The following is a 19,050-nucleotide window of genomic DNA, read 5'->3' as shown; positions in this document are numbered from 1 at the left end:
GCCGTCAGTCCTTGCCGCGCGCGGCCTTGAAGCGGGCCAGTCCGTCGGAGAGCTCCACCAGGGGAGCCGGGTAGCGGACGCCGTCCGCCTTCCACGGTTCGTGGATGCTGCGGCCGGGCAGGAAGTCCAGCTCCGGGAGCCAGCGCCGCACGTACGCACCGTCCGGATCGAAGCGGCGCGCCTGCGTCAGCGGGTTGAGCACGCGGTTGGGACGGGTGTCGGTGCCCGTGCCGGCCATCCACTGCCAGTTCAGCTGGTTGTTCGCCACGTCCCCGTCGACCAGCAGGTCGAGGAAGTGCCGCGCGCCGACCCGCCAGTCCAGGTACAGCGTCTTGGTGAGGAAGCTGGACACCAGCAGCCGGGCCCGGTTGTGCATCCAGCCCTCGTGCCGCAGCTGGCGCATGGCCGCGTCCACGATGGGGTAGCCCGTCTCGCCGTTCCGCCAGGCGGCCGCCTCGCGCTCGTCCGTGCGCCACCGGTCGTGCTGCGTGCGGTAGTCGGTGTGCGACGCCGAGGGGCGGGCGTGCAGCGTCTGGTGGTGGAAGTCGCGCCAGGCGAGCTGCCGTACGAAGGCCTCGGGCCCCTCGCCGCCCCGCGTGCGCGCGCGGTGCACGACCTCGAGCGGGGACAGGCACCCGAAGTGCAGGTAGGGCGAGAGCCGTGAGGTGCCGTCACCGGCCAGGTCGTCGTGCCGCTCCGCGTAGTCGCGGATGCCGGAGGACAGCCACCGGTCGAGCCGCTCCCGCCCCGCCCGCTCACCGCCGGGCGGCAGGCCCGGGGAGGCGCCCGGCACGTTCTCCGGGAGCGGCTTCGCCGACCCGATGTCCGGGACCTCCACCCGGCGCGGCGCACCCAGCGGGGACCGCGTCCGCACCCCCTCCCACTGCCGCAGGTAGGGCGTGAAGACGGCGAAGTGGTCCTTGCCGTTCGGCGTCACGGCGCCGGGGGTCACGGCGGTGATGACGCCGTCGTGGACGCGCAGCGCACAGCCCTGCTCACCCAGCGCCCGCCGCAGCCGTTCCTCGCGGGCCAGCGCGTAGCGGCTGACCCCGGCGGCGACGTGCACCTCCCGGGCGCCCGTCTCCCGGACGACGGCGCACACCTCGTCCACCACCGGACCCTCCCGGGTGACGAGCCGCCCGCCGCGCGCCCGCAGCGACGTGTCGAGGTCGGCGAGCGTCTCGGCGAGGAACGCCAGCCGGTTCGGCACGGTGAAGCCGGCCCGGCGCACCCCGTCGTCCAGGACGAACAGCGGTACCACCCGCTCGGCGGCGTCCAGGGCCGCCCGCAGCGGGGGGTGGTCGTGCACCCGCAGGTCGGAGGTGAACAGAACGATCGCCACCGAGGTCACCGGGGCGTTCTCCTTTCCCGGCCGCAGCCGGTCGTGCGGAACGGCTCAGACGTCGAAGGGCATGGCGGCCACGGGCTCGGAGGTCGGCTCGGCGGAGCCGCCCGGCGGTTCCACGGTGATGCCCATACCCGAGGCGCCGTCCAACGGCCCCTCCATGAGCATCGCCGTGTCGCGCGCCCCGGGGTCCATCAGACCGGCCGGACGCATGGTGCCCTCGTGGTCGAACCAGAGCTGGTACACCTTGCCCTCGGGCGGCGGCGGCATGTCGGAGGCGAGGAAGGCCGCCCTCCCCTGCTCCAAGGAGACCACGACGGTGGCGGTGGCGCCTCCGGGCAGCTCGCTGGAGGTCACCCGGGCGTCGCCCGAGGCCAGCACCTCCGCCAGCTGCTCCGACCGGTCCTGGGCCTGCTCGGCACGCCGCTGCGCGTCGCGCGCCTCCCCGTGCTGCCACACCGCGATGCCGCCGAACCCGACGGCCGCCGCGAGGCAGGCGGCGAGCACGAAACGGGAGAGCCCGCGGCCGCCGCGTACGGCCCCGCCGCCGCGCTCCTGCCGGGGCACCCGGGGCGGCTCCTGGCGCACAGTGGTGATCTGCTCCAGCACCCGCTCGCGCAGGGCCGGGGACGGTGTCGTGGCGACGGCCAGACCCAGCCGGGCGGCCGTCGCGGCCAGCTCCCGCACCTCCTGCGCGCACGGCTCGCACACCGCGAGGTGGCGTTCGAACGCGGCGCGCTCGTCGTCACCCAGCGCGTGGACGGCGTAGGCGCCGGTCAGCGTGTGCAGGTCGACGGTGGTCATGCGCTCACCCCCAGGCAGTCGCGCATCCGGATGAGGCCGTCGCGCAGCCGCGTCTTCACCGTGCCCAGCGGCAGGGCGAGCAGCTCGGCGACCTCGCGGTAGGTCAGGCCCCGGTAGTAGGCGAGGGTCACCGACTCGCGCTGGCGTTCGGTGAGCGTGCGCAGACAGCGCCGCACCTGCTCACGCTCCAGCCGGGCCTCGACCTGTTCGGTGACCTCGTCGAAGGCGGGAGTGCGGGCCAGCAGGGCGGCCTTCTCCTCCCGGTCGGTGGCGGCCTGCGCGGAGCGCACCCGGTCCACCGCGCGTCGATGGGCCATCGTCATGATCCATGCCATGGCACTGCCCTTCTCCGGTTGGAAGTGCGCCGCGCGGCGCCACACCTCCACCAGGACCTCCTGGGCCACCTCCTCGGCCTGGGCGGGATCCCGCAGCACACTGCGGACGAGCCCGAGGACGGGCCCGGACACGCGGTCGTAGACCCCGGCGAAGGCGTCGGAGTCCCCGCGCGCCACCGCTCCCATCAGCTCCTGGAGGTCGGGCCCGGGCGCGGCCGGACGACCGATGGAGACCGGCTCCCTCATGCCGCGGACCTCCCCGTGCGCACCGAGCGGGGCCGCCTCGCGGCGGCCGGCCGCACGTCGAGGAGCGGACAGATGGACGCCATGTGATTCCTCCCAGAGCCGGCTTCACCCCCGGTTCGGAGCTAAGGGCCCGTGCGGATTGGTGTGTCCTTCGAGATTCTTCCCGAAGCGCCGTGGCCGACCCCGGCACGTCCGTGGCCCGGCGGGCGGGCGGGGCGCAGCACACACACGCGCGCGCCGTTCGACCGGCAGCCGGTCGGCGGCGCGCGCGTGCTGCGCGAGAGGGCCCTGGAGCTGCCCGGGCCCGGGGGTCAGCCCGTCCAGTCCATCTCGGACGGGTCCGGGCCGAGCCGGGACGCCGACTCCAGGCCGGCGAGGGCGGAGAGGTCCTCCGCCGGGAGCTCGAAGTCGAACACGTCGATGTTCTCCCTGATCCGGGAGGGCGTCACCGACTTGGGGATCACGACGTTCCCCAGCTGCAGGTGCCAGCGCAGGATGACCTGCGCGGCCGTCTTCCCGTGCCGCTCGGCGATGCCGGTGATCACCGGGTCGCTGAGGATGTCCTTGCCCTGGCCGAGCGGCGACCAGGCCTCGGTGGCGATGCCGTGCGCGGCGTGGAAGGTGCGGGACTGCTCCTGCTGGAGACGCGGGTGCAGTTCGATCTGGTTGATCACCGGAACGGCGGACGTCTCGGCGAGCAGCCGCTCCAGGTGCGGCGGCTGGAAGTTGGACACGCCGATGGCCCGCACCCGCCCGTCCGCGTACAGCTTCTCGAAGGCCCGCCAGGTCTCCACGTACCGGTCGAACATGGGCAGCGGCCAGTGGATCAGGTAGAGGTCCACGTAGTCCGTGCCCAGCCGGTCCAGGGAGGCGTCGAAGGCCCGCAGGGTCGAGTCGTGGCCGTGCTCGCTGTTCCACAGCTTCGTGGTGAGGAAGACGTCCTCACGCGGTACCCCCGAGGAGGCGATGGCCCGCCCGGTGCCCTTCTCGTTCTCGTAGACGGCTGCCGTGTCGATGCTGCGGTAGCCCGCCTCCAGCGCGTGCGTGACCGCGGTGGCCGCCTCGTCGTCCGGCACCTGCCAGACGCCGAAGCCGAGCTGCGGCATCGTGACGCCGTTGTGCAAAGTGATGCTGGGAACGCTGCTCATCGAGCGGAGAATCCTTACGTCGTTCGTCAGTCTGTGCGTGTCTCTACCGGAGCAACAACGTCCGGTTCCCTCCGCGCATTCCCGCGCGGGCCGTGGGTGATGCTCACCGGCTCCGGTACATCGCCTCGATGTCGGCGGCGAACGCGCGTTCCACCGCCGCCCTCCTGATCTTCAGGGACGGCGTCAGCAGCCCGCTCTCCTCGGTGAACTGCGTGCCCAGCACGCGGAAGGCGCGGATCGACTCGGCCTGCGAGACGGCCGTGTTCGCCGCCAGCACCGCGCGCCGCACCTCGGCCTCCAGATCCGCGTCCCGCAGCACCTCCTGCGGGCCGAGCGCGGGCTTGTGGCGCAGCGCGAGCCAGTGCGCCACCGCCTCCGGGTCCAGGGTGACGAGCGCCGCCACGAAGGGCCGGTCGTTGCCGACGACCACGCAGTGCGCCACGAGCGGATGGGTCCGCACCCGGTCCTCCAGGGGCCCCGGGGACACGCTCTTCCCGCCGGAGGTCACCAGCACGTCCTTCTTCCGCCCGGTGAGCGTCAGGTAGCCGTTCTCGTCCAGCCGGCCGAGGTCGCCGGTGGCCAGCCAGCCCTCGTAGCGGAGGTCACCGCCTCCCGGCGGGTCGTTGTGATAGCCCGCGAAGACCTGGCCGCCGTGCAGCCACACCTCCCCGTCGTCCGCGACGTGCACCGACGCCCCCGGCACCGGCGTGCCGACCGTCCCGAAGCGGGTGCGCCCGGGCGGATTGGCCACGGCCGCCCCCGTCGTCTCCGTCAGGCCGTACCCCTCGTAGACGCGGATGCCCGCCCCGTCGAAGAACAGCCCCAGCCGCCGCTCCAGCGCCGAGCCGCCCGACATCACCGAGGCGCAGCGCCCGCCCAGCGCCTCCCGGAAACGGGCGTACACCAGCCGGTCGAAGAGCTGGTGCTGGAGCCGCAGCCCGGCGCTCGGCCCGGGGCCCTCCCCGAAGGCCCGTGCCTCGACGGCCTCCGCGTACCGCACGGCCACGTCCACGGCGCGGTCGAACGCCGTCAGCCGCCCCTCGCGCTCGGCCCGCCGTCGGGCGGAGTGGAACAGCCGCTCCAGCACGTAGGGGACCGCGAGGAAGAAGTCCGGCCGGAACGCGGCGAGGTCCGGCAGCAGCTCCGCCGCGCTCAGCACCGGCTGGTGCCCCAGCTTCACACCCCCGCGCACGGCGGCCACCTGCACCATCCGCCCGAACACGTGGGACAGCGGGAGGAAGAGCAGGGTCGCGGGCTGCTCCGAGGGCCGTGGCCGGACGACCTTCTCGTACGCACCGAGCATGTTGTCGCACTGGGACATGAAGTTGCCGTGCGAGAGGACGCAGCCCTTCGGCCGCCCGGTCGTGCCGGAGGTGTAGAGGATGGTCGCGGCGGTGTCCGGCGTCAGAGCCATCCGGTGCCGGTCCACCAGCGAGTCCGGCAGGTGGGCACCCGCCTCGCGGAGGTACGCCTCGGCGCCCGCGTCGATCTGCCACAGCCGCTTCAGCCCCGGCAGCCGGTCCAGTACCGAGCCGACCGTCATCGCGTGGTCCTCGTGCTCGACGACCACGGCGCTGACGTCGGCGTCGTGCAGGATCCACGCCACCTGCTCGGCCGAGGAGGTCGGGTAGATCGGCACCGGCTGGGCGCCCACGGACCACAGGGCGAAGTCCAGCAGCGTCCACTCGTACCGCGTCCGGCACATCAGCCCGACCCGGTCCCCGAACCGCACGCCCTCGGCCAGCAGCCCCTTCGCGACCGCCATCACCTCGTCCCGGAAGGTCGCGGCGCTCACGTCCCGCCACACCCCGGCGGCGTCCTTGCGGGCCAGCAGAGGCGCCTCGGGGCCGGCCTCGGCACGGCTGAAGACGGAGTCGGCCAGCCCGCCCACCGGCGGTGCCGACACCACGGCGGGGGCCGAGATCTCGCGCAAGAAGCCGTCCTCCTCGGTGCCCGTGCGGCGGGTGGGGGGTGTGCCGTCGCACGTGGCGAGGCCGACCGTACCCGATCGGCCGGACGCCGGAAAGGCGGTCATCGCAGGTCAGTAGGGGTGAATACGGGCGGCTCGACCACCGGCGCCCGGCCTCGTCGCACGGCGCACGGAAGATCTCCGGGCGCCGTCCCCCGGATCTGCACACCACCCGCACCGATCTCTGTCCGCGGACGGGCGCACGGGCGGTCCGCGCCGCCTGGTTCAGTGAGCGCCATGGCCCGCCCGCACCGCCTGTCCGGCCTGCTCCGCCTGTTCGACCCGTTCGTCGTGCTGCTCCTCGGCACCGTCGCCCTCGCCGCGCTGCTCCCCGCCCGGGGACCGGCCGCCGAGGCCGTCGGCACCTCCGCGCAGGTCGGCGTCGGGCTGCTGTTCCTCCTCTACGGCACCCGGCTCGCCCCCCGCGAGGCCGTCGCCGGGCTGCGCCACTGGCGGCTGCACCTGACCGTGCTCGCGCGCACCTTCGCCCTCTTCCCGCTCCTCGGCCTGGCCGCCGGCGGGCTCGTGCCGCACGCCCTGACCGAGGAGCTGTGGCACGGCCTGCTCTTCCTGTGCGTCGTGCCCTCCACCGTGCAGTCCTCCATCGCCTTCACCTCGGTGGCCCGGGGGAACGTCCCCGCCGCGATCTGCGCCGGGACGTACTCCAGCCTCCTCGGCATCGTCCTCACCCCGCTGTTGGCGGGCGTCCTGATCGGCACCACCACCGGCTTCTCCGCGCACGGGCTGAGCGCGCTCGGCACGCAGCTCCTCGGGCCCTTCCTCGCCGGGCAGCTTCTGCGGCGCCGCGTCGGGGGCCTCATCTACCGGGTCGCCCGGCACCGCGCGGTGGCGGGCCTGGCGGACCGGGGCGTCATCCTGCTCGTCGTCTACGCCGCGTTCAGCCGGGGCGTCACCGACGGCGTGTGGCAGGAGCTCTCACCGGGCCGGCTGGCGGTCCTGGGCGCGAGTGAGGCCGTGCTGCTCGCCGTGATGCTGACGCTGACGACCTGGGGCTCGCGGATGCTCGGCTTCGCCCGGGAGGACCGGATCGCCCTCGTCTTCGCCGGGTCGAAGAAGTCGCTCGCGGCCGGGCTGCCGATGGCCGCCGTCCTGTTCGGGCCGGACGCGGCGCTCGCCGTGCTGCCGCTCATGCTGTTCCACCAGCTGCAGCTCGTCGTCTGCGCCGTCCTCGCCCGCCGTCTCGCCCGCACCGCCCCGCACCGGGACGGGGAACCCCAGGCCGAGGAACCCCGGGCGGGAGCACCTCAGCCCCCGGGCAGCACCAGGCGCGCCTCACCGGTGTAGACGTTCATCGACGTCCCGCGCAGGAAGCCCACCAGCGTCAGCCCGCTCTCCTCCGCCAGGCGCACCGCGAGCGAGGACGGCGCCGACACGGCCGCCAGCATCGGGATGCCCGCCATCACGGCCTTCTGCACCAGCTCGAACGACGCCCGCCCCGAGACCATCAGCACCACCTCCGACAGCGGCAGCCGTCCCTCCTGGAGCGCCCGGCCCACCAGCTTGTCCACGGCGTTGTGCCGCCCCACGTCCTCCCGGACGTCCAGCAGCTCCCCGGCGGGGGAGAACAGCGCGGCGGCGTGCAGCCCGCCGGTGCGGTCGAAGACGCGCTGCGCGGCCCGGAGGCGTTCGGGCAGCGCGCTCAGGGTGGCGGCGGTGACGCGCGGCGCGGCGTCCGGCGGCATCGGCAGCCGCGCGGTCGTGCGGACGGCCTCCAGGCTCGCCTTGCCGCACACACCGCACGACGAGGTGGTGTAGACGCTGCGGGCCAGCCCCGGGCGCGGCGCCGGCACCCCGGGGGCGAGCCGCACGTCGACGACGTTGTAGGTGTTGGACCCGTCGTCCGTGGCGCCCGCGCAGTACACGACGTTCGCCAGCTCGGAGCGCCGGGCCAGCACGCCCTCGCCGACGAGGAAACCGGCGGCCAGCGCGAAGTCGTCCCCGGGCGTGCGCATGGTGACGCTCAGCGGCTCCCCGTTCAGCCGGATCTCCAGCGGCTCCTCGGCGGTCAGGGTGTCCGGACGCGCCGAGACCACCCCGTCCCGGATCCGCAGTACCCGGCGCCGCTCGGTGACCCGGCCCATGGCGCTCACTTCCGTCGAACCGCCGCTTCCCGTACGCCGCCCATTGTCCGTCACGGCGCGCCGTGCCCGTGACCGCGCGTACGCTCCCGGCATGGTCACCGAACAGCGCCCCATCGCCGTCTTCGACCTGGACGGCACGTTGAGCGACGCCCGGCACCGGCTGCACTTCCTCACCGGCCGGCCGAAGAACTGGAACGCCTTCTTCCGCGCCGCCCCGAAGGACCCGCCGCTCGCGGCCGGGGTGGAGCTGGCCCTGCGCTGGGCGAAGGAGTGCGACCTCGGGTACGTCACCGGGCGGCCCGAGCGCTGCCGTCGCGACACCGAGCGCTGGCTCGCCGCGCACGGGCTGCCCGCCGGGGACCTGTGGATGCGCGGGAACCGCGACTACCGGCCGGCCCGTGAGGCGAAGCGTGAACTGCTCCTGGAACTCGCCGCCGCACGGACCGTCGCCGTCGTCGTGGACGACGACGCGCAGGTGTGCGCCGCGTACCGGGAGGCCGGTTTCCCGGTGGTCGAGGCCGACTGGATGCCCGTGTCGGACGTCGCGGACGCGACCCTGCGCACCGCGCAGGAGGACGAGGGCCGCACCTGAGGCCGCGCGGGACGTCCGGAGCGCGCGCCCCGGACACGGACCGGTGGCGGGGAGGGGCTTGCGGTCCTCCCCGCCACCGGGGTCATGCCGCCGCCGGGGGTGCCGACGGCGCGGGGTCAGGGCTTCGGCTTGCCGCGCGTGCGGCCCTGTTCGTCGATCGTGTCGGACTCCGCGTCGATGCGCTCCTTGCGCACCCGTCCGCGCACGGTCTGGTTCTCGGTGGTCTCCTCGACCCGCAGCCGGACCCGTTCGACGGGCTGGACGCGCGTCTCCACCACGGGCCGGTCCTCGTGCAGCGTCACCTCGTACTCGGCCTCGGTGATCTCCGGGCCGGAGACCGCCTGGCCCTTGTTGGCCTCCGTGATCGGCTCGCGGTCCAGGCGCACCTGCTCCTTGCGGACCGGCACGGAGATCTGCTCCTCTTCCGTGACCACGTACTTGCGCAGCCGGGCGTGGCCGGTCTCGCGGCGTTCGGTGTGGACGTCGAGGTGCTCCTCGGACCGCGTCATGAAGTCGTCGTCCGAACCCCGCCGTGCACGCTCTCCGTGCTGCTGCTTCTCGCCCTCCCCGGCCATGCCGCCCCGCGCGCCCTCACGTCCTCGCATGTCGTCGCGTCCTCGCATGTCGCCCCTTCCACGCTTCTCGTCAGCCCCGGCGGTTCCCGGCGCTGTCCTTTCCTCCGGCTCGCCCCGGCGGTGCCGGCCACGGCCCGCCGCGGCTCCCGCCGCTCCGGCCGCTCCCGCGCCGGCCGCCGCCCCCGTGCCGCCCGCGCCGCCGCGCTCCCGGGCGGCCCAGCCGCCCTCGCCCGGCTGGTTGGCCTTGCGCCAGTGGGCGTCCCAGTCGATGCCGTAGTGGTCGTAGAGACGGTGCTCCTCGTCCTCGGAGAGGTGCCCGCCGCTGTCGATGTCGACGTGCGGGGCTCCCTTGATCTTGTCCCGGGAGTACGGCACCTCCAGGTGGTCCTCGACCGTCCGCGCGTCCCGCACGGGCACGAACGACTCGTGCGAGCCGAACATGCCGGTCTTCACGGTCACCCACTCCGGCTCGCCGGTGGTGTCGTCCACGAAGACGTGCTTGGCCTCGCCGATCTTCCGGCCGTCGGAGGCGTACACGGGATGGTCCAGCACACTGGGGATCTGGTCTCGCGTGATCACTTGTCTGCTCCCTTGGGTGGTTACGGATGAGTCCGCCCCGGGCCGTCCCGCACGGGCGTGGTCCGAGAGCTCGTGGACCGCGTTCCGGGCGGCGTCGGACCGCTGCCTCACCTCCTCCGCCACGCGCGGGCCGGCGACCCGCCACTCACGACGTCTCCTCGGTCGTCTCGGTCGTGCGCTCGGCCGACGCCGTCCCGCGCGCCTCCCGGCGTCCCCGGGTGAAGAGGACCGCCCCGGCGACCGCCCACACGCCGGTGACGATCAGCGCCGCCCAGCGCAGGTCCATCGCCCCCCACAGCAGGAACATGAGCGTCAGGGAGAGGAAGCAGAGCACCATGTACCCGGCGAACACGGCGGCGCCGAGCAGCCCGGCCGCCTTCCGTGCCCGCCGCGCCTCCTCCCGGACCTCCGCCTTCGCCCGCCGGATCTCCTCGCGGACCAGCCGCTCCACGTCCGCCTGTCCGCCCGGGTACGGGCCCACCGACGTCGCCATGTCATACCTCCGTAGGCGTGTCCTGCGCCGGACGCGCCGGGTGCCGGCGGCCCGGACCAGCCCGGGAATCCTCATCGCGCTCCGTCCGCTCGCCCGAGCCGCGTGCCCGATACGCGGACCGCTGTCGCCTCGGACGCCTCCATTCGGGTAACCACCCCTAATGGTGCAAAACGGATCAAACACGTCGCAACAGGAGAAACGGGAGTCACGCTGTTCGCGGGCGAAACGAGCGCCGCGCGGAGCCGTCCCTGTGCCCACGGTGCCGCCCACCTCGACAGGGCGTAGCCGTTGGGCGGCGGCCGGTGGGCCCGGTGAACCCTGGTGAGACCTGCCCGTAAACCTTGGTATCGTTGTCCGCGCGAGCACGCACCGGGTCCGGGTGGCGGAATGGCAGACGCGCTAGCTTGAGGTGCTAGTGCCCTTTATCGGGCGTGGGGGTTCAAGTCCCCCCTCGGACACAACGAAGAGAACCCCAGCCGAAGCTGGGGTTCTTCTGTTTCTCCGGCTGTGCGAGGACGACTCACGCCTGCGCCGCGTGGGCAGGTCGAGCTTCACTCCGACCAGGCCGCCCCAATGCGGCACGCCTTTGGCGAGCGTGACGGCGTCACGCTGGGTCCCTCAGTCCCGGGTACCACGATTGGAGCCTCTTCTCTTTTGTCGCGGTCCGTGGGGGTACGCGGTGTCGCATGACTCCCGCTCACCGCGCACCGCTTCGCCGTGCCACCGTCCTCGGCCTGCTCCTCGCGCCGCTCCTGGCGCTGACCGCCTGCGAGGAGGAGAGCGAGGGGGGTGAGGTCCTCCCCATGGTCGAGGTCCCCGCCGACCACGCGATCCGCCTGGCCGTCGACGAGGTCCCCGGCAGCGCCCTGGCCCGCCTCGAACTCGTCCAGCCGCAGGGCGAACAGCCGGTGTGGCACGGGGAGGTCGTCACGGACGACGGGACGCGTCACCTGGTCGAGGTGGACACCACGCGCTTCGAGGTGCTCGACTCCCGCACCCTCACCGGCGGGGACGGCGCCGCTCTGCGCGCCCTGCTGGACGAGGCGACGATCCTCCCCGACTCGGCGGTCAGGGAGGTCACCGATCCCGAGTACGGCAAGGTGACGGACGTCGAGGTCGGTGAACGCGAGGGCGGGCCGGCCTGGACCATCGAGGTGGCCACGCCCGGCGAGGAGGGGGAGGAGCCGACGTACGTGGTCGACGGGCGGACCGGCACGGTGGTGGGCTGACGTCTGGCGGGCGCCCGGGCCGCAGGACCTCCCGCCGCGTCACCCGCGACGCCCTCACTGTCAGTCGTGCAGGGCCGCCAGCAGCATCGGCAGGGACCTGCGGAACTCCCGGGACCAGTACGCGGGGTCGTGGGTGCCGGGGTGGAAGTGCGTGGTGAGCCGGGCGCCCGTCCGACTCAGCCGGGCGGCCAGGGTCTCGTTCTCCTCCCGCATGATGGCCTCGGTCGGGGAGTAGACGTCCTCGGGGAAGGGGTTCTCGGGGTCCTCCAGCCCGGGGATGTCCGGGTCGGGCTCGGTCCCCGGCGGGTCGAGCGGCCCGAGCCGGCCGTCGCCGCAGGACAGGTGGACGGGGAGGCCGCGCAGCCGGTGCGCGAGGTGGACGGGGTCGTGCGCCTCCCAGATCGCCCGCTGCCGCACGGGGTGGCCCCACAGGGCGAGCCAGTCCATGCCGAGGTACGTCATTCCGGCCCGGACCGTGTGCGGGTGCTGGAGCGGGTGGACGTAGCCGCTGTAGCTCGCCGCCGCGCGGAACAGGCCGGGGCGACGCGCGCTGTAGGAGAGGGCGCCGAAGCCGCCCTGCGACTCCCCGGCCACCGCTCGCCGCCGCCCGGCGCCGAAGTGCCGCTCCATCAGCGGCATGACCTCGTCGAGGTGGTAGGTCGCCACCCGGGGCGGGCCGCCCGCGCCGTGGTTCCACCAGTCGGTGGAGAAGCCGTACAGCGGCATGTCCGGCATGACGACGAGGGTCTCCCGCAGGTCGGCCAGGCGGTGGATGCCGTGGTGCTCCGTCCACGACAGGTGGTCGCCGTCGCCCCCGGGCAGCAGGTAGAGGGTGGGCCAGTGCGCGCCGAGGTGGTGACGCCGGTACCAGCCCCGGGGGGTGAGCAGCCGGACCGCGCCCCTGCCGCCGAGCGCCGGGGAGTCGAGCGTCAGGTCGATGACGCGCTCACCGGCGCGTTCCACCCGGACCACCCGTGGGCGGCGGGGCCGCGTGCCGGTGGTCACCTGCGCGGCACCGGCCGGACCGGCGGAAGCCAGCACCCCCAGGGCGGCGAGCGAGGCGAGGACGTGACGGCGTGAACGGCCGGGCGTGGGCGCGGTCATGGGAATCCCTTCGGGAGGAAGCGGCTGTCCTCCCGAATATGGACGGAGTGAAGATTCCCGGGCATCAGGGACACGCCCCAGATCCACCCCTCGGGGACGGTGCGGCGCGCGAGCGCTCAGCGGGCGGGCAGGAGGACGCCGGGGTTGAGGACGCCCGCCGGGTCGAGCGCCGACTTGGCGGCGGCGAGCGCGGCGGCGAACGGGTCGGGACGCTGCCGGTCGTACCAGGGGCGGTGGTCCCGGCCCACGGCGTGGTGGTGGGTGATGGTGCCGCCGTGCGTGACGATCGCCTCGGAGACGGCCGCCTTGATCTCGTCCCACTGCGCCACGGTGCTGCCCCAACGTCCCGGTGCGTAGACGCCGTAGTAGGGGGCAGGCCCGTCCGGGTACAGGTGGGTGAAGCGGCAGGTGACGACGCCCGCGCCGGCCACGGCCCGCAGCGCCCCGGTCGCGGCCTCGGTGATCGCGTGGTGCAGCTCGTCGAACCGGTCCCAGGTGCAGGCGGTCTCGAACGTCTCGACGATCATCCCGTGCCGGGCCAGGGCGTCCCGCTGGTAGGGCATGCGCAGGAACGCCGCACGCCAGGCCCGTTCCGCCCCGGCCTCGTCCGGTACCGCGTCGGTCCCGTCCCGCCCGGCGCTGCGGCTCCGCGCGGCCGGGACCGTGCCGCCGTGCGCCCGGGCCAGTTCGATCGCGCGGCGCAGGGAGGCGTCGACGGGGTGGTCGGCCGACTCGAAACCCAGGACCAGCACGCCGCCGCCCACGGCGACGTCCGCGTGGAGGAACGCCTCACCGGCGTCCAGGAGCCGGCAGTTGGCCGGGTCCAGCCCGCTCTGCGCGACGTCGCGCGTCGCGGCCACGGCGGCCGGCCACGCGTCGAAGTGCACGGACGCGGCGGCCTTCCAGCGCGGTCGCGGCCGCACCCGCATCCACGCCTCCGTGATGACGCCGAGCGTGCCCTCGGAGCCGAGGAACAGCCGGTCGGGTGAGGGCCCGGCCCCGGAGCCCGGCAGTCGGCGGGAGGCGCTGATCCCGCTCGGCGTGACCACCCGCAGGGACTCCGTGAGCTCGTCGATGTGGGTGAGCACGGTGGCGTGGTGGCCACCGGCCCGGGTGGCCAGCCACCCGCCCAGGGTCGAGAACGCGAAGGACTGCGGGAAGTGGCGCAGCGTCAGCCCGTGCGGGCGCAGTTGGTCCTCCAGGTGCGGCCCGAGGACACCGGCCTGGACGCGGGCCGCCCGGCTGGTCGTGTCGACCTCCACGACGCGGTCGAGCCGTTCCAGGTCCAGAGTGACGACGGCGGGGTGGCCGTCGAAACGCGGTTCGACGCCGCCGACCACGGAGCTGCCCCCGCCGTAGGGGATGACCGCGTAGCCGCGCTCCGTGCACCACTGGAGGACGTCCACGACGTCGCGTTCGTGGCGGGGCCGGGCCACCAGGTCGGGGACGGACGGCAGGTCGCCGTGCAGGTTCCGCACGACGTCCCGGAACGCCTTGCCGTGCGCGTGCGCCGCGCGGTCGCCGGTTTCGGCGGAGCAGAGCGGGGCCAGCGCGTCCGGCACCACGGCCCGGGAGGGCGGCAGTCCGAGCGACGCCACCCGCGGCGGCGGGTGGTCGGTCAGCTCGGCGTCCGGCAGGGCGGCCCGCACCCGCCGCAGCAGCGCGTCCAGTTCGGCGCCGCGCACGGCGTCCTCGACGTGTCCCCAGCCCCACCACGATCGCGTCCTGCCCACGTCCGGCACCTCCGCTGGATTTGACGTCCGGGTAAGTTACCGCGCGGTCACCGGCGGAGGTACCCCGCGCGGACGGCCCGCGCTCACCCGGGCGGCCCATGCGGGGCTCGACGCGACCGCCGGACGGGTGGACCCTGGAGACGGTGTGGCGGTGAGGGAGCGGGCAGAAGGGAGCCGGGTGCCATGGGCGGATTGCCGGTCATCGCGGCCGTCGACGGGTCCGAGCCGAGTCTGCGGGCCCTGGACTGGGCCGTGCAGGCGGCCCGGCTGCACGGCGCCGAGCTGCTGGTGGCACACGTGTGGCCCTGGCCGCCCAACATCCACGGCGCGCCCGAGCCGCCCCCCACCGCGCCCCCCGCCGTCGAGGACCCGGTGCTCGACGGCGTCCGCGAGCGCCTCGCGGGCCGGGAGGGGATGCCGGAGACCCGCTTCACCACGCTCAGCGGCACCCCGTCCGCCGCCCTGCCGGAGCTGGGCGGGCAGGGTCGGCTGCTGGTGCTCGGCTCACGGGGCCGGGGAGGGTTCGCCAGCCTGCTGCTGGGGTCCAACGGGCGGGCCTGCGCGGCGCACGCGGCCTGCCCCGTCGTGGTCGTGCCGCACCACGAGCGCGGTCGCGGGGCGGTGGCCGAGCCCGTCGGACGCGTCGTCCTCGGCCTGGAGCCGCAGGAGACGGTCGACGCGGTGGTGGACTTCGCCTTCCGGGAGGCGCTGCTGCGCGGCGCGCAGCTCCAGGTCGTCACGACCTACCCGGTGCCGTTCTCCACGCTCACCCTGCTCGGCGCTCCCCAGATGGACCTGACCGACCCCGAGGGGCCGGAGATCGCCCGGGAGACGGGGCAGGCCCAGCGGGAGCGGCTGGAGCACGCCACGCGGGGCCGCGCCTCGGAGGTCGACATCGACTGGGTCGTGGCGCCCGGCGACGCGGCCGGACGGCTGGTCGACACCTCCGACGCGGCCGACCTCGTCGTCGTCGGACGGCATCGTCACCGGCTGCGGCACGCGGGGATGTTCGTCGGCTCGGTGTCGAACGCCGTCCTGCTGCACGCCCACTGCCCGATCGCCGTGGTGCCACCGGGGGACCGCTGAGCGGCCCCGGATGGATGTGCGCGAGGTGCGCGCCCCTGGTCACGGATCTAGCGTCATGCGTGACGGTGCGTGGTCAACGTGTGTGCGGAACGGTCCGCCGCGGCCCCGCCCGGGAACCCTGGAGTACCCCCGATGCGCCCCTTGCGCCTGGTGCCCGCGACGCTGGCGGGCACGGCCTGCCTCATAGCCGCGACAGCCGCCCCCGCGTACGCCGCCGACGCCGAGGTCACACCCCGGCGTAGCGCGCCGGGCGGCACCCTCACCCTCTCCGTCAGCTGCGGTCCCACCGACGGGAGCATTCCAGGCGGCATCAAGGCGAGTTCGCAGGCGCTGGCCAGGGGAACGGTCACGCTGCGCCGCGTCGACGGACGGGAGTCCGGCGACCGGGAGGGCGGGCCCGTCTACCGTGGAAGGGCGAAGGTCGCCGGTCCCGACTTCTTCTCGGAGCGGGGACCGAACCCCGTCGGGCGCGTCTCGACGTGGGGCGTGGACGGCACCTGTCCGGGCGGTGAGCCGTGGGCCGCGAGCTTCGAGGTCGACCGCGAGGCGGAGGGGCCGACGCACTCGCCACGGCCGACCGGTTCGCCGCAACCGACGCACCACGGGCAACCGACGCACCACGGCCAGCCCACGCACCACCCGGCGCAGCCGACCCACCCGAGCGGACCCGTCCGCACGGGTGTGGGAGGCGCCTTGGAGGGCACCGACACCGCCGCCCTCCTCGGCGGCAGCGCCCTGCTGCTGGCCAGTGCCGGTGGCGCGGTGTACTGGAAGCGGCGGTCCGCACGCGGCCGGTCGTAACGGCCGTCCGCGCCCGATCCCCCGGAGGCGGTCAGGCTCCGGGGGATCTTCCCCGCGCGCCTACTTGAGCAGCCGCGACATGCGGCGGTCGGCCAGCACCCGGCCGCCGGTCTGGCAGCGCGGGCAGTACTGGAGGGAGGAGTCGGCGAACGACACCTCCCGGACCGGCTCGCCGCACACCGGGCACGGCTCGCCGGTGCGCCCGTGGACGCGCAGGCCGAGCTTCTTCTCCGCCTTCAGCTCTCCGGCCGCCAGCCCCCGGGCCCGCTCGACGGCGTCCCGCAGCGTGGCGCCCATCGCCTCGTACAGCGTCGCGGTCTCGCCCTCGGAGAGGTCGGCGGCGAGCCGGTAGGGGGACATGCGGGCCGCGTGCAGGATCTCGTCCGAGTAGGCGTTGCCGATGCCCGCGATGACGCTCTGGTCGCGCAGGACGCCCTTGATCCGGTGCCGCCGGCCCGCCAGGAGCTCCCGGAACGCCGCCAGGGTGAAGCCGGGGGCGAGCGGGTCCGGCCCGAGCCGCGCGACGCCGGGGACGTCGGCCGGGTCGCGGACGACGTACACCGCGAGCCGCTTGCGGGTTCCGGCCTCCGTCAGGTCGAAACCGGACCGGTCGGCACCCGCGAGCTGCAGCCGCAGCGCCAGCGGACCCCGGCCCGGCCGTGGCGGTGTCCGCGGCACGGTCTCGTGCCAGCGCAGCCAGCCCGCCCGGGCCAGGTGGACGACGAGGTGCAGCTCCCCGGCGACGAGGTCGAGGAACTTGCCGTGCCGGGCGACGGCGGTGAACGTCGCCCCCTCCAGCGCGGTGACCGGCGGGTCGAACGTCTTCAGGACGCTGACCGCCACCGGTCGGACCGTGGCCACGGTCCGACCGGTGAGGCGGTCGGCCAGGACGTCGCGGAGCGCCGCCACCTCGGGCAGTTCGGGCATGCGCCCAGTGTCGCGCAGCCCTGCCGCCCCGGCACCTCGCGCGGGGGGACGACGCGCCTACTTCCGGTTGTAGAGGCGCATGGTCACCGTCCCGAAGACGGCGCAGATGACCCCGGCCCACCCGAGGGACCAGGCGATCTCGTCGGCGGGCCAGTCGCCCGCCATCAGCCCGCGCACGGCGGACGTCAGGTGGGTCACCGGGCTGTTGTGCACGAACGCCTGCAGCCACCCGGGCATCGTCGCCGGGTCGACGAAGATGTTGCTGAGGAAGGTCAGCGGGAAGAGCACCATCATGCTGACGCCCATGACCGACTTCTCGGTGCGCAGCAGCAGGCCGAACATCGTCCACACCCAGGAGAAGCAGAACGAGAAGACGATCAGCAGGGCGACACCGGCCAGCACGCCGGTGACGCCGCCCTCGGGTCGGAAGCCCATGATCAGCCCGACGGTGAGCATGACCGCCGACCCTATGGCGTACCGGAGCATGTCGCCCAGGAGGTAGCCGACCATGGGGGAGGGGCGCCAGATCGGCAGGGTGCGGAACCGGTCGAACACGCCCTTGTCGATGTCGATGTTGACCGCGACACCCGTGTACATCGTGATCATCACGATGCTCATCACCAGGATGCCCGGCAGCAGCCCCTGCAGGTACTCCGTGGGCGACCCGGCCAGCGCGCCTCCGAAGAGGTACGTGTACATCAGCACCATCATGATCGGGAACGCCGTGACGTCGAACAGCTGCTCCGGGACGTGCTTGATCTTCAGCACGGCCCGCCGTCCGAAGGCCATGGACGTCGCCCAGCCGCTCGGGCGCGGGGGCCGCTCGGTGCTGATGAGGAGCGCGGAGAGGCTCTCGGCGGTGACCGGGGCCAGCTCCGCGTCCTGCGTCGCGGTGGGTGCGGGGGCGCTCATGCCACGGCCTCCTTCTGGTTCTTCCGGCCGTTCTGGCCGTTCTGGCCCGCCGTGCTCTCGCGCGGGGCGGCTGGGCGGTCGGTGAGGGCGAGGAACACCTCGTCCAGGCTCGGCTGCCCGAGCGAGAAGTTGTCGACGACGATGCCGTGCTGCGCCAGCTCCGCCAGCGCCCGGCCCGCCTGCTCGGCCGCGCCCTGCCCGCCGTCCCCCACCCGGGCGGTGAGCGCCAGCGGGTCCGGGTCGAGCGCGGCCTGGACGCCGAGCACGCCCGACAGCACGTGGGCCGCCTTCTCCCGCTGCTCGGCGGCGCGCAGCCGCAGGTGGACGGTGCCGCCGCCCACGGAGGCCTTCAGCTCGCCCTTGGTGCCCTCGGCGATGACCGTGCCCTTGTCGATCACGGCGATGCGGGAGGCCAGCTGGTCCGCCTCGTCGAGGTACTGCGTCGTCAGCAGCACCGTCGTCCCCTGGGCGACGACGGCCCGCACGATCTCCCACACCTGGTTGCGGCTGCGGGGATCGAGGCCGGTCGTGGGCTCGTCCAGGAACAGCAGGTCGGGCGTGTTGAGGATGCTGGCGGCGATGTCGATGCGTCGGCGCATGCCGCCCGAGTAGTTCTTCACCTGCCGACCGGCGGCCTCGCTCAGCCCGAACGCCTCCAGCAACTGGCCCGCGCGCTCCCGGGCGGCGCGCTTGCCGTGCCCCAACAGCCGCCCGAGCAGCACGAGGTTCTCCGTGCCGGTCAGATCCTCGTCGACCGACGCGTACTGTCCGGTCAGGCTCACCAGGCCGCGCACGGTGTCGGCCTCGTGCAGGACGTCGTGCCCGAAGACGCGGGCCTCGCCGCCGTCGGGCTTGAGCAGGGTGGCGAGCATCCGCACCGTCGTCGTCTTCCCCGCGCCGTTGGGCCCGAGGACGCCGTAGACCGTGCCCGCCGGGACGGTGAGGTCGATGCCGTCCACCGCGCGGGTCTCCCCGAAGTTCTTCACCAGGCCGGAGGTCTCGATGGCCGGGCCTCCGCCCGGGCCCGCACGCCGCGTGGTGCGCCCCGTTCGGTCAAGTGCTGTCATCAT

At 74.2% G+C, this 19,050-nt stretch carries 18 protein-coding genes and 1 tRNA gene; 6 read left to right on the top strand and 13 right to left on the bottom strand.

The features are described from left to right. Positions 1-4 precede the first annotated feature (4 nt). From V6D49_RS02275 to V6D49_RS02255, 5 genes are all read right to left on the bottom strand, one after another. Positions 5-1,351, bottom strand: a complete 1,347-nt coding sequence (locus V6D49_RS02275; RefSeq protein ID WP_340556614.1) for a cryptochrome/photolyase family protein — start codon at positions 1,349-1,351, stop codon at positions 5-7. 45 nt (positions 1,352-1,396) lie between these two features. After that, positions 1,397-2,149: an anti-sigma factor gene (locus V6D49_RS02270; RefSeq protein WP_340556612.1), complete on the bottom strand. Its 753-nt coding sequence runs from the start codon at positions 2,147-2,149 to the stop codon at positions 1,397-1,399. Further along, positions 2,146-2,730, bottom strand: coding sequence for a sigma-70 family RNA polymerase sigma factor (locus V6D49_RS02265; protein WP_340556610.1), 585 nt, complete (start codon positions 2,728-2,730; stop codon positions 2,146-2,148). Before V6D49_RS02265 ends, V6D49_RS02270 begins: the two co-directional genes overlap by 4 nt. A gap of 311 nt (positions 2,731-3,041) precedes the next feature. After that, a complete protein-coding gene (locus tag V6D49_RS02260; protein WP_340556607.1) occupies positions 3,042-3,878 on the bottom strand; it encodes an aldo/keto reductase in 837 nt (278 codons plus the stop codon). Positions 3,879-3,981: 103 nt separating this feature from the next. Then, complete coding sequence (locus V6D49_RS02255) at positions 3,982-5,811, bottom strand: AMP-dependent synthetase/ligase (RefSeq protein ID WP_340563627.1); 1,830 nt, start codon at positions 5,809-5,811, stop codon at positions 3,982-3,984. 273 nt (positions 5,812-6,084) lie between these two features. On the opposite strand from V6D49_RS02255, the gene V6D49_RS02250 reads away from it, so the two are divergent. Continuing rightward, positions 6,085-7,152: a bile acid:sodium symporter family protein gene (locus V6D49_RS02250; protein ID WP_340556606.1), complete on the top strand. Its 1,068-nt coding sequence runs from the start codon at positions 6,085-6,087 to the stop codon at positions 7,150-7,152. Here V6D49_RS02250 and fdhD read toward each other — a convergent pair. Next, the gene (gene fdhD, locus V6D49_RS02245) at positions 7,113-7,949 is read right to left on the bottom strand and encodes a formate dehydrogenase accessory sulfurtransferase FdhD (protein ID WP_340556604.1); all 837 of its coding nucleotides are present in this window, start codon (positions 7,947-7,949) and stop codon (positions 7,113-7,115) included. The genes V6D49_RS02250 and fdhD overlap by 40 nt on opposite strands. 91 nt (positions 7,950-8,040) lie before the next feature. Between fdhD and V6D49_RS02240 the strand changes: the two genes are divergently transcribed. Further along, a complete protein-coding gene (locus tag V6D49_RS02240; RefSeq protein WP_340556603.1) occupies positions 8,041-8,541 on the top strand; it encodes a phosphatase domain-containing protein in 501 nt (166 codons plus the stop codon). A gap of 116 nt (positions 8,542-8,657) precedes the next feature. Here the strand turns inward: V6D49_RS02240 and V6D49_RS02235 are convergent, their stop codons facing one another. Further along, on the bottom strand, positions 8,658-9,695 hold the full coding sequence (locus V6D49_RS02235; protein ID WP_340556601.1) for a PRC and DUF2382 domain-containing protein: 1,038 nt from the start codon (positions 9,693-9,695) through the stop codon (positions 8,658-8,660). Positions 9,696-9,840: 145 nt separating this feature from the next. Beyond that, positions 9,841-10,188 (bottom strand): phage holin family protein, encoded by a 348-nt coding sequence (locus V6D49_RS02230; RefSeq protein ID WP_340556599.1) that lies wholly within the window; start codon positions 10,186-10,188, stop codon positions 9,841-9,843. Between the two features lie 373 nt (positions 10,189-10,561). Between V6D49_RS02230 and V6D49_RS02225 the strand changes: the two genes are divergently transcribed. Continuing rightward, positions 10,562-10,646: transfer RNA gene (locus tag V6D49_RS02225), tRNA-Leu, on the top strand. Between the two features lie 228 nt (positions 10,647-10,874). After that, positions 10,875-11,417 (top strand): hypothetical protein, encoded by a 543-nt coding sequence (locus tag V6D49_RS02220; RefSeq protein ID WP_340556597.1) that lies wholly within the window; start codon positions 10,875-10,877, stop codon positions 11,415-11,417. Between the two features lie 60 nt (positions 11,418-11,477). Here the strand turns inward: V6D49_RS02220 and V6D49_RS02215 are convergent, their stop codons facing one another. Both V6D49_RS02215 and V6D49_RS02210 read right to left on the bottom strand, forming a co-directional pair. After that, a complete protein-coding gene (locus V6D49_RS02215) occupies positions 11,478-12,521 on the bottom strand; it encodes an alpha/beta hydrolase (protein ID WP_340556595.1) in 1,044 nt (347 codons plus the stop codon). 116 nt (positions 12,522-12,637) lie between these two features. Beyond that, positions 12,638-14,254, bottom strand: a complete 1,617-nt coding sequence (locus V6D49_RS02210) for an FAD-binding oxidoreductase (protein WP_340556594.1) — start codon at positions 14,252-14,254, stop codon at positions 12,638-12,640. Between the two features lie 183 nt (positions 14,255-14,437). On the opposite strand from V6D49_RS02210, the gene V6D49_RS02205 reads away from it, so the two are divergent. Beyond that, complete coding sequence (locus tag V6D49_RS02205) at positions 14,438-15,340, top strand: universal stress protein (protein ID WP_340556592.1); 903 nt, start codon at positions 14,438-14,440, stop codon at positions 15,338-15,340. Positions 15,341-15,472: 132 nt separating this feature from the next. Continuing rightward, positions 15,473-16,141: a hypothetical protein gene (locus V6D49_RS02200; RefSeq protein ID WP_340556590.1), complete on the top strand. Its 669-nt coding sequence runs from the start codon at positions 15,473-15,475 to the stop codon at positions 16,139-16,141. A gap of 60 nt (positions 16,142-16,201) precedes the next feature. Here V6D49_RS02200 and V6D49_RS02195 read toward each other — a convergent pair whose 3' ends face one another. The 3 genes from V6D49_RS02195 to V6D49_RS02185 are packed head-to-tail and all read right to left on the bottom strand — an operon-like array spanning position 16,202 to position 19,047. Then, on the bottom strand, positions 16,202-17,068 hold the full coding sequence (locus V6D49_RS02195; protein WP_340556588.1) for an Fpg/Nei family DNA glycosylase: 867 nt from the start codon (positions 17,066-17,068) through the stop codon (positions 16,202-16,204). 57 nt (positions 17,069-17,125) lie between these two features. Beyond that, a complete protein-coding gene (locus V6D49_RS02190) occupies positions 17,126-17,980 on the bottom strand; it encodes an ABC transporter permease (protein WP_340556586.1) in 855 nt (284 codons plus the stop codon). Next, entirely contained in the window at positions 17,977-19,047 is a 1,071-nt protein-coding gene (locus tag V6D49_RS02185) for an ATP-binding cassette domain-containing protein (RefSeq protein WP_340563624.1), read from the bottom strand. Before V6D49_RS02185 ends, V6D49_RS02190 begins: the two co-directional genes overlap by 4 nt. Positions 19,048-19,050 lie beyond the last annotated feature (3 nt).

The sequence above is a fragment of the Streptomyces sp. GSL17-111 genome (genome assembly GCF_037911585.1).
Classification (GTDB): domain Bacteria; phylum Actinomycetota; class Actinomycetes; order Streptomycetales; family Streptomycetaceae; genus Streptomyces.
Note: the sequence above shows the minus strand (reverse complement) of the source record. Positions and strands in the feature narration are given on the sequence as shown.

Coding starts and splice junctions, on each gene's coding strand:
- V6D49_RS02230 (WP_340556599.1), bottom strand. CDS start 10,188: ATGGCGACGTCGGTGGGCCCGTACCCGGGCGGACAGGCGGACGTGGAG.
- V6D49_RS02205 (WP_340556592.1), top strand. CDS start 14,438: ATGGGCGGATTGCCGGTCATCGCGGCCGTCGACGGGTCCGAGCCGAGT.
- V6D49_RS02215 (WP_340556595.1), bottom strand. CDS start 12,521: ATGACCGCGCCCACGCCCGGCCGTTCACGCCGTCACGTCCTCGCCTCG.
- V6D49_RS02265 (WP_340556610.1), bottom strand. CDS start 2,730: ATGAGGGAGCCGGTCTCCATCGGTCGTCCGGCCGCGCCCGGGCCCGAC.
- V6D49_RS02220 (WP_340556597.1), top strand. CDS start 10,875: ATGACTCCCGCTCACCGCGCACCGCTTCGCCGTGCCACCGTCCTCGGC.
- V6D49_RS02270 (WP_340556612.1), bottom strand. CDS start 2,149: ATGACCACCGTCGACCTGCACACGCTGACCGGCGCCTACGCCGTCCAC.
- V6D49_RS02190 (WP_340556586.1), bottom strand. CDS start 17,980: ATGAGCGCCCCCGCACCCACCGCGACGCAGGACGCGGAGCTGGCCCCG.
- V6D49_RS02240 (WP_340556603.1), top strand. CDS start 8,041: ATGGTCACCGAACAGCGCCCCATCGCCGTCTTCGACCTGGACGGCACG.
- V6D49_RS02250 (WP_340556606.1), top strand. CDS start 6,085: ATGGCCCGCCCGCACCGCCTGTCCGGCCTGCTCCGCCTGTTCGACCCG.
- fdhD (WP_340556604.1), bottom strand. CDS start 7,949: ATGGGCCGGGTCACCGAGCGGCGCCGGGTACTGCGGATCCGGGACGGG.
- V6D49_RS02200 (WP_340556590.1), top strand. CDS start 15,473: ATGCGCCCCTTGCGCCTGGTGCCCGCGACGCTGGCGGGCACGGCCTGC.
- V6D49_RS02185 (WP_340563624.1), bottom strand. CDS start 19,047: ATGACAGCACTTGACCGAACGGGGCGCACCACGCGGCGTGCGGGCCCG.
- V6D49_RS02195 (WP_340556588.1), bottom strand. CDS start 17,068: ATGCCCGAACTGCCCGAGGTGGCGGCGCTCCGCGACGTCCTGGCCGAC.
- V6D49_RS02260 (WP_340556607.1), bottom strand. CDS start 3,878: ATGAGCAGCGTTCCCAGCATCACTTTGCACAACGGCGTCACGATGCCG.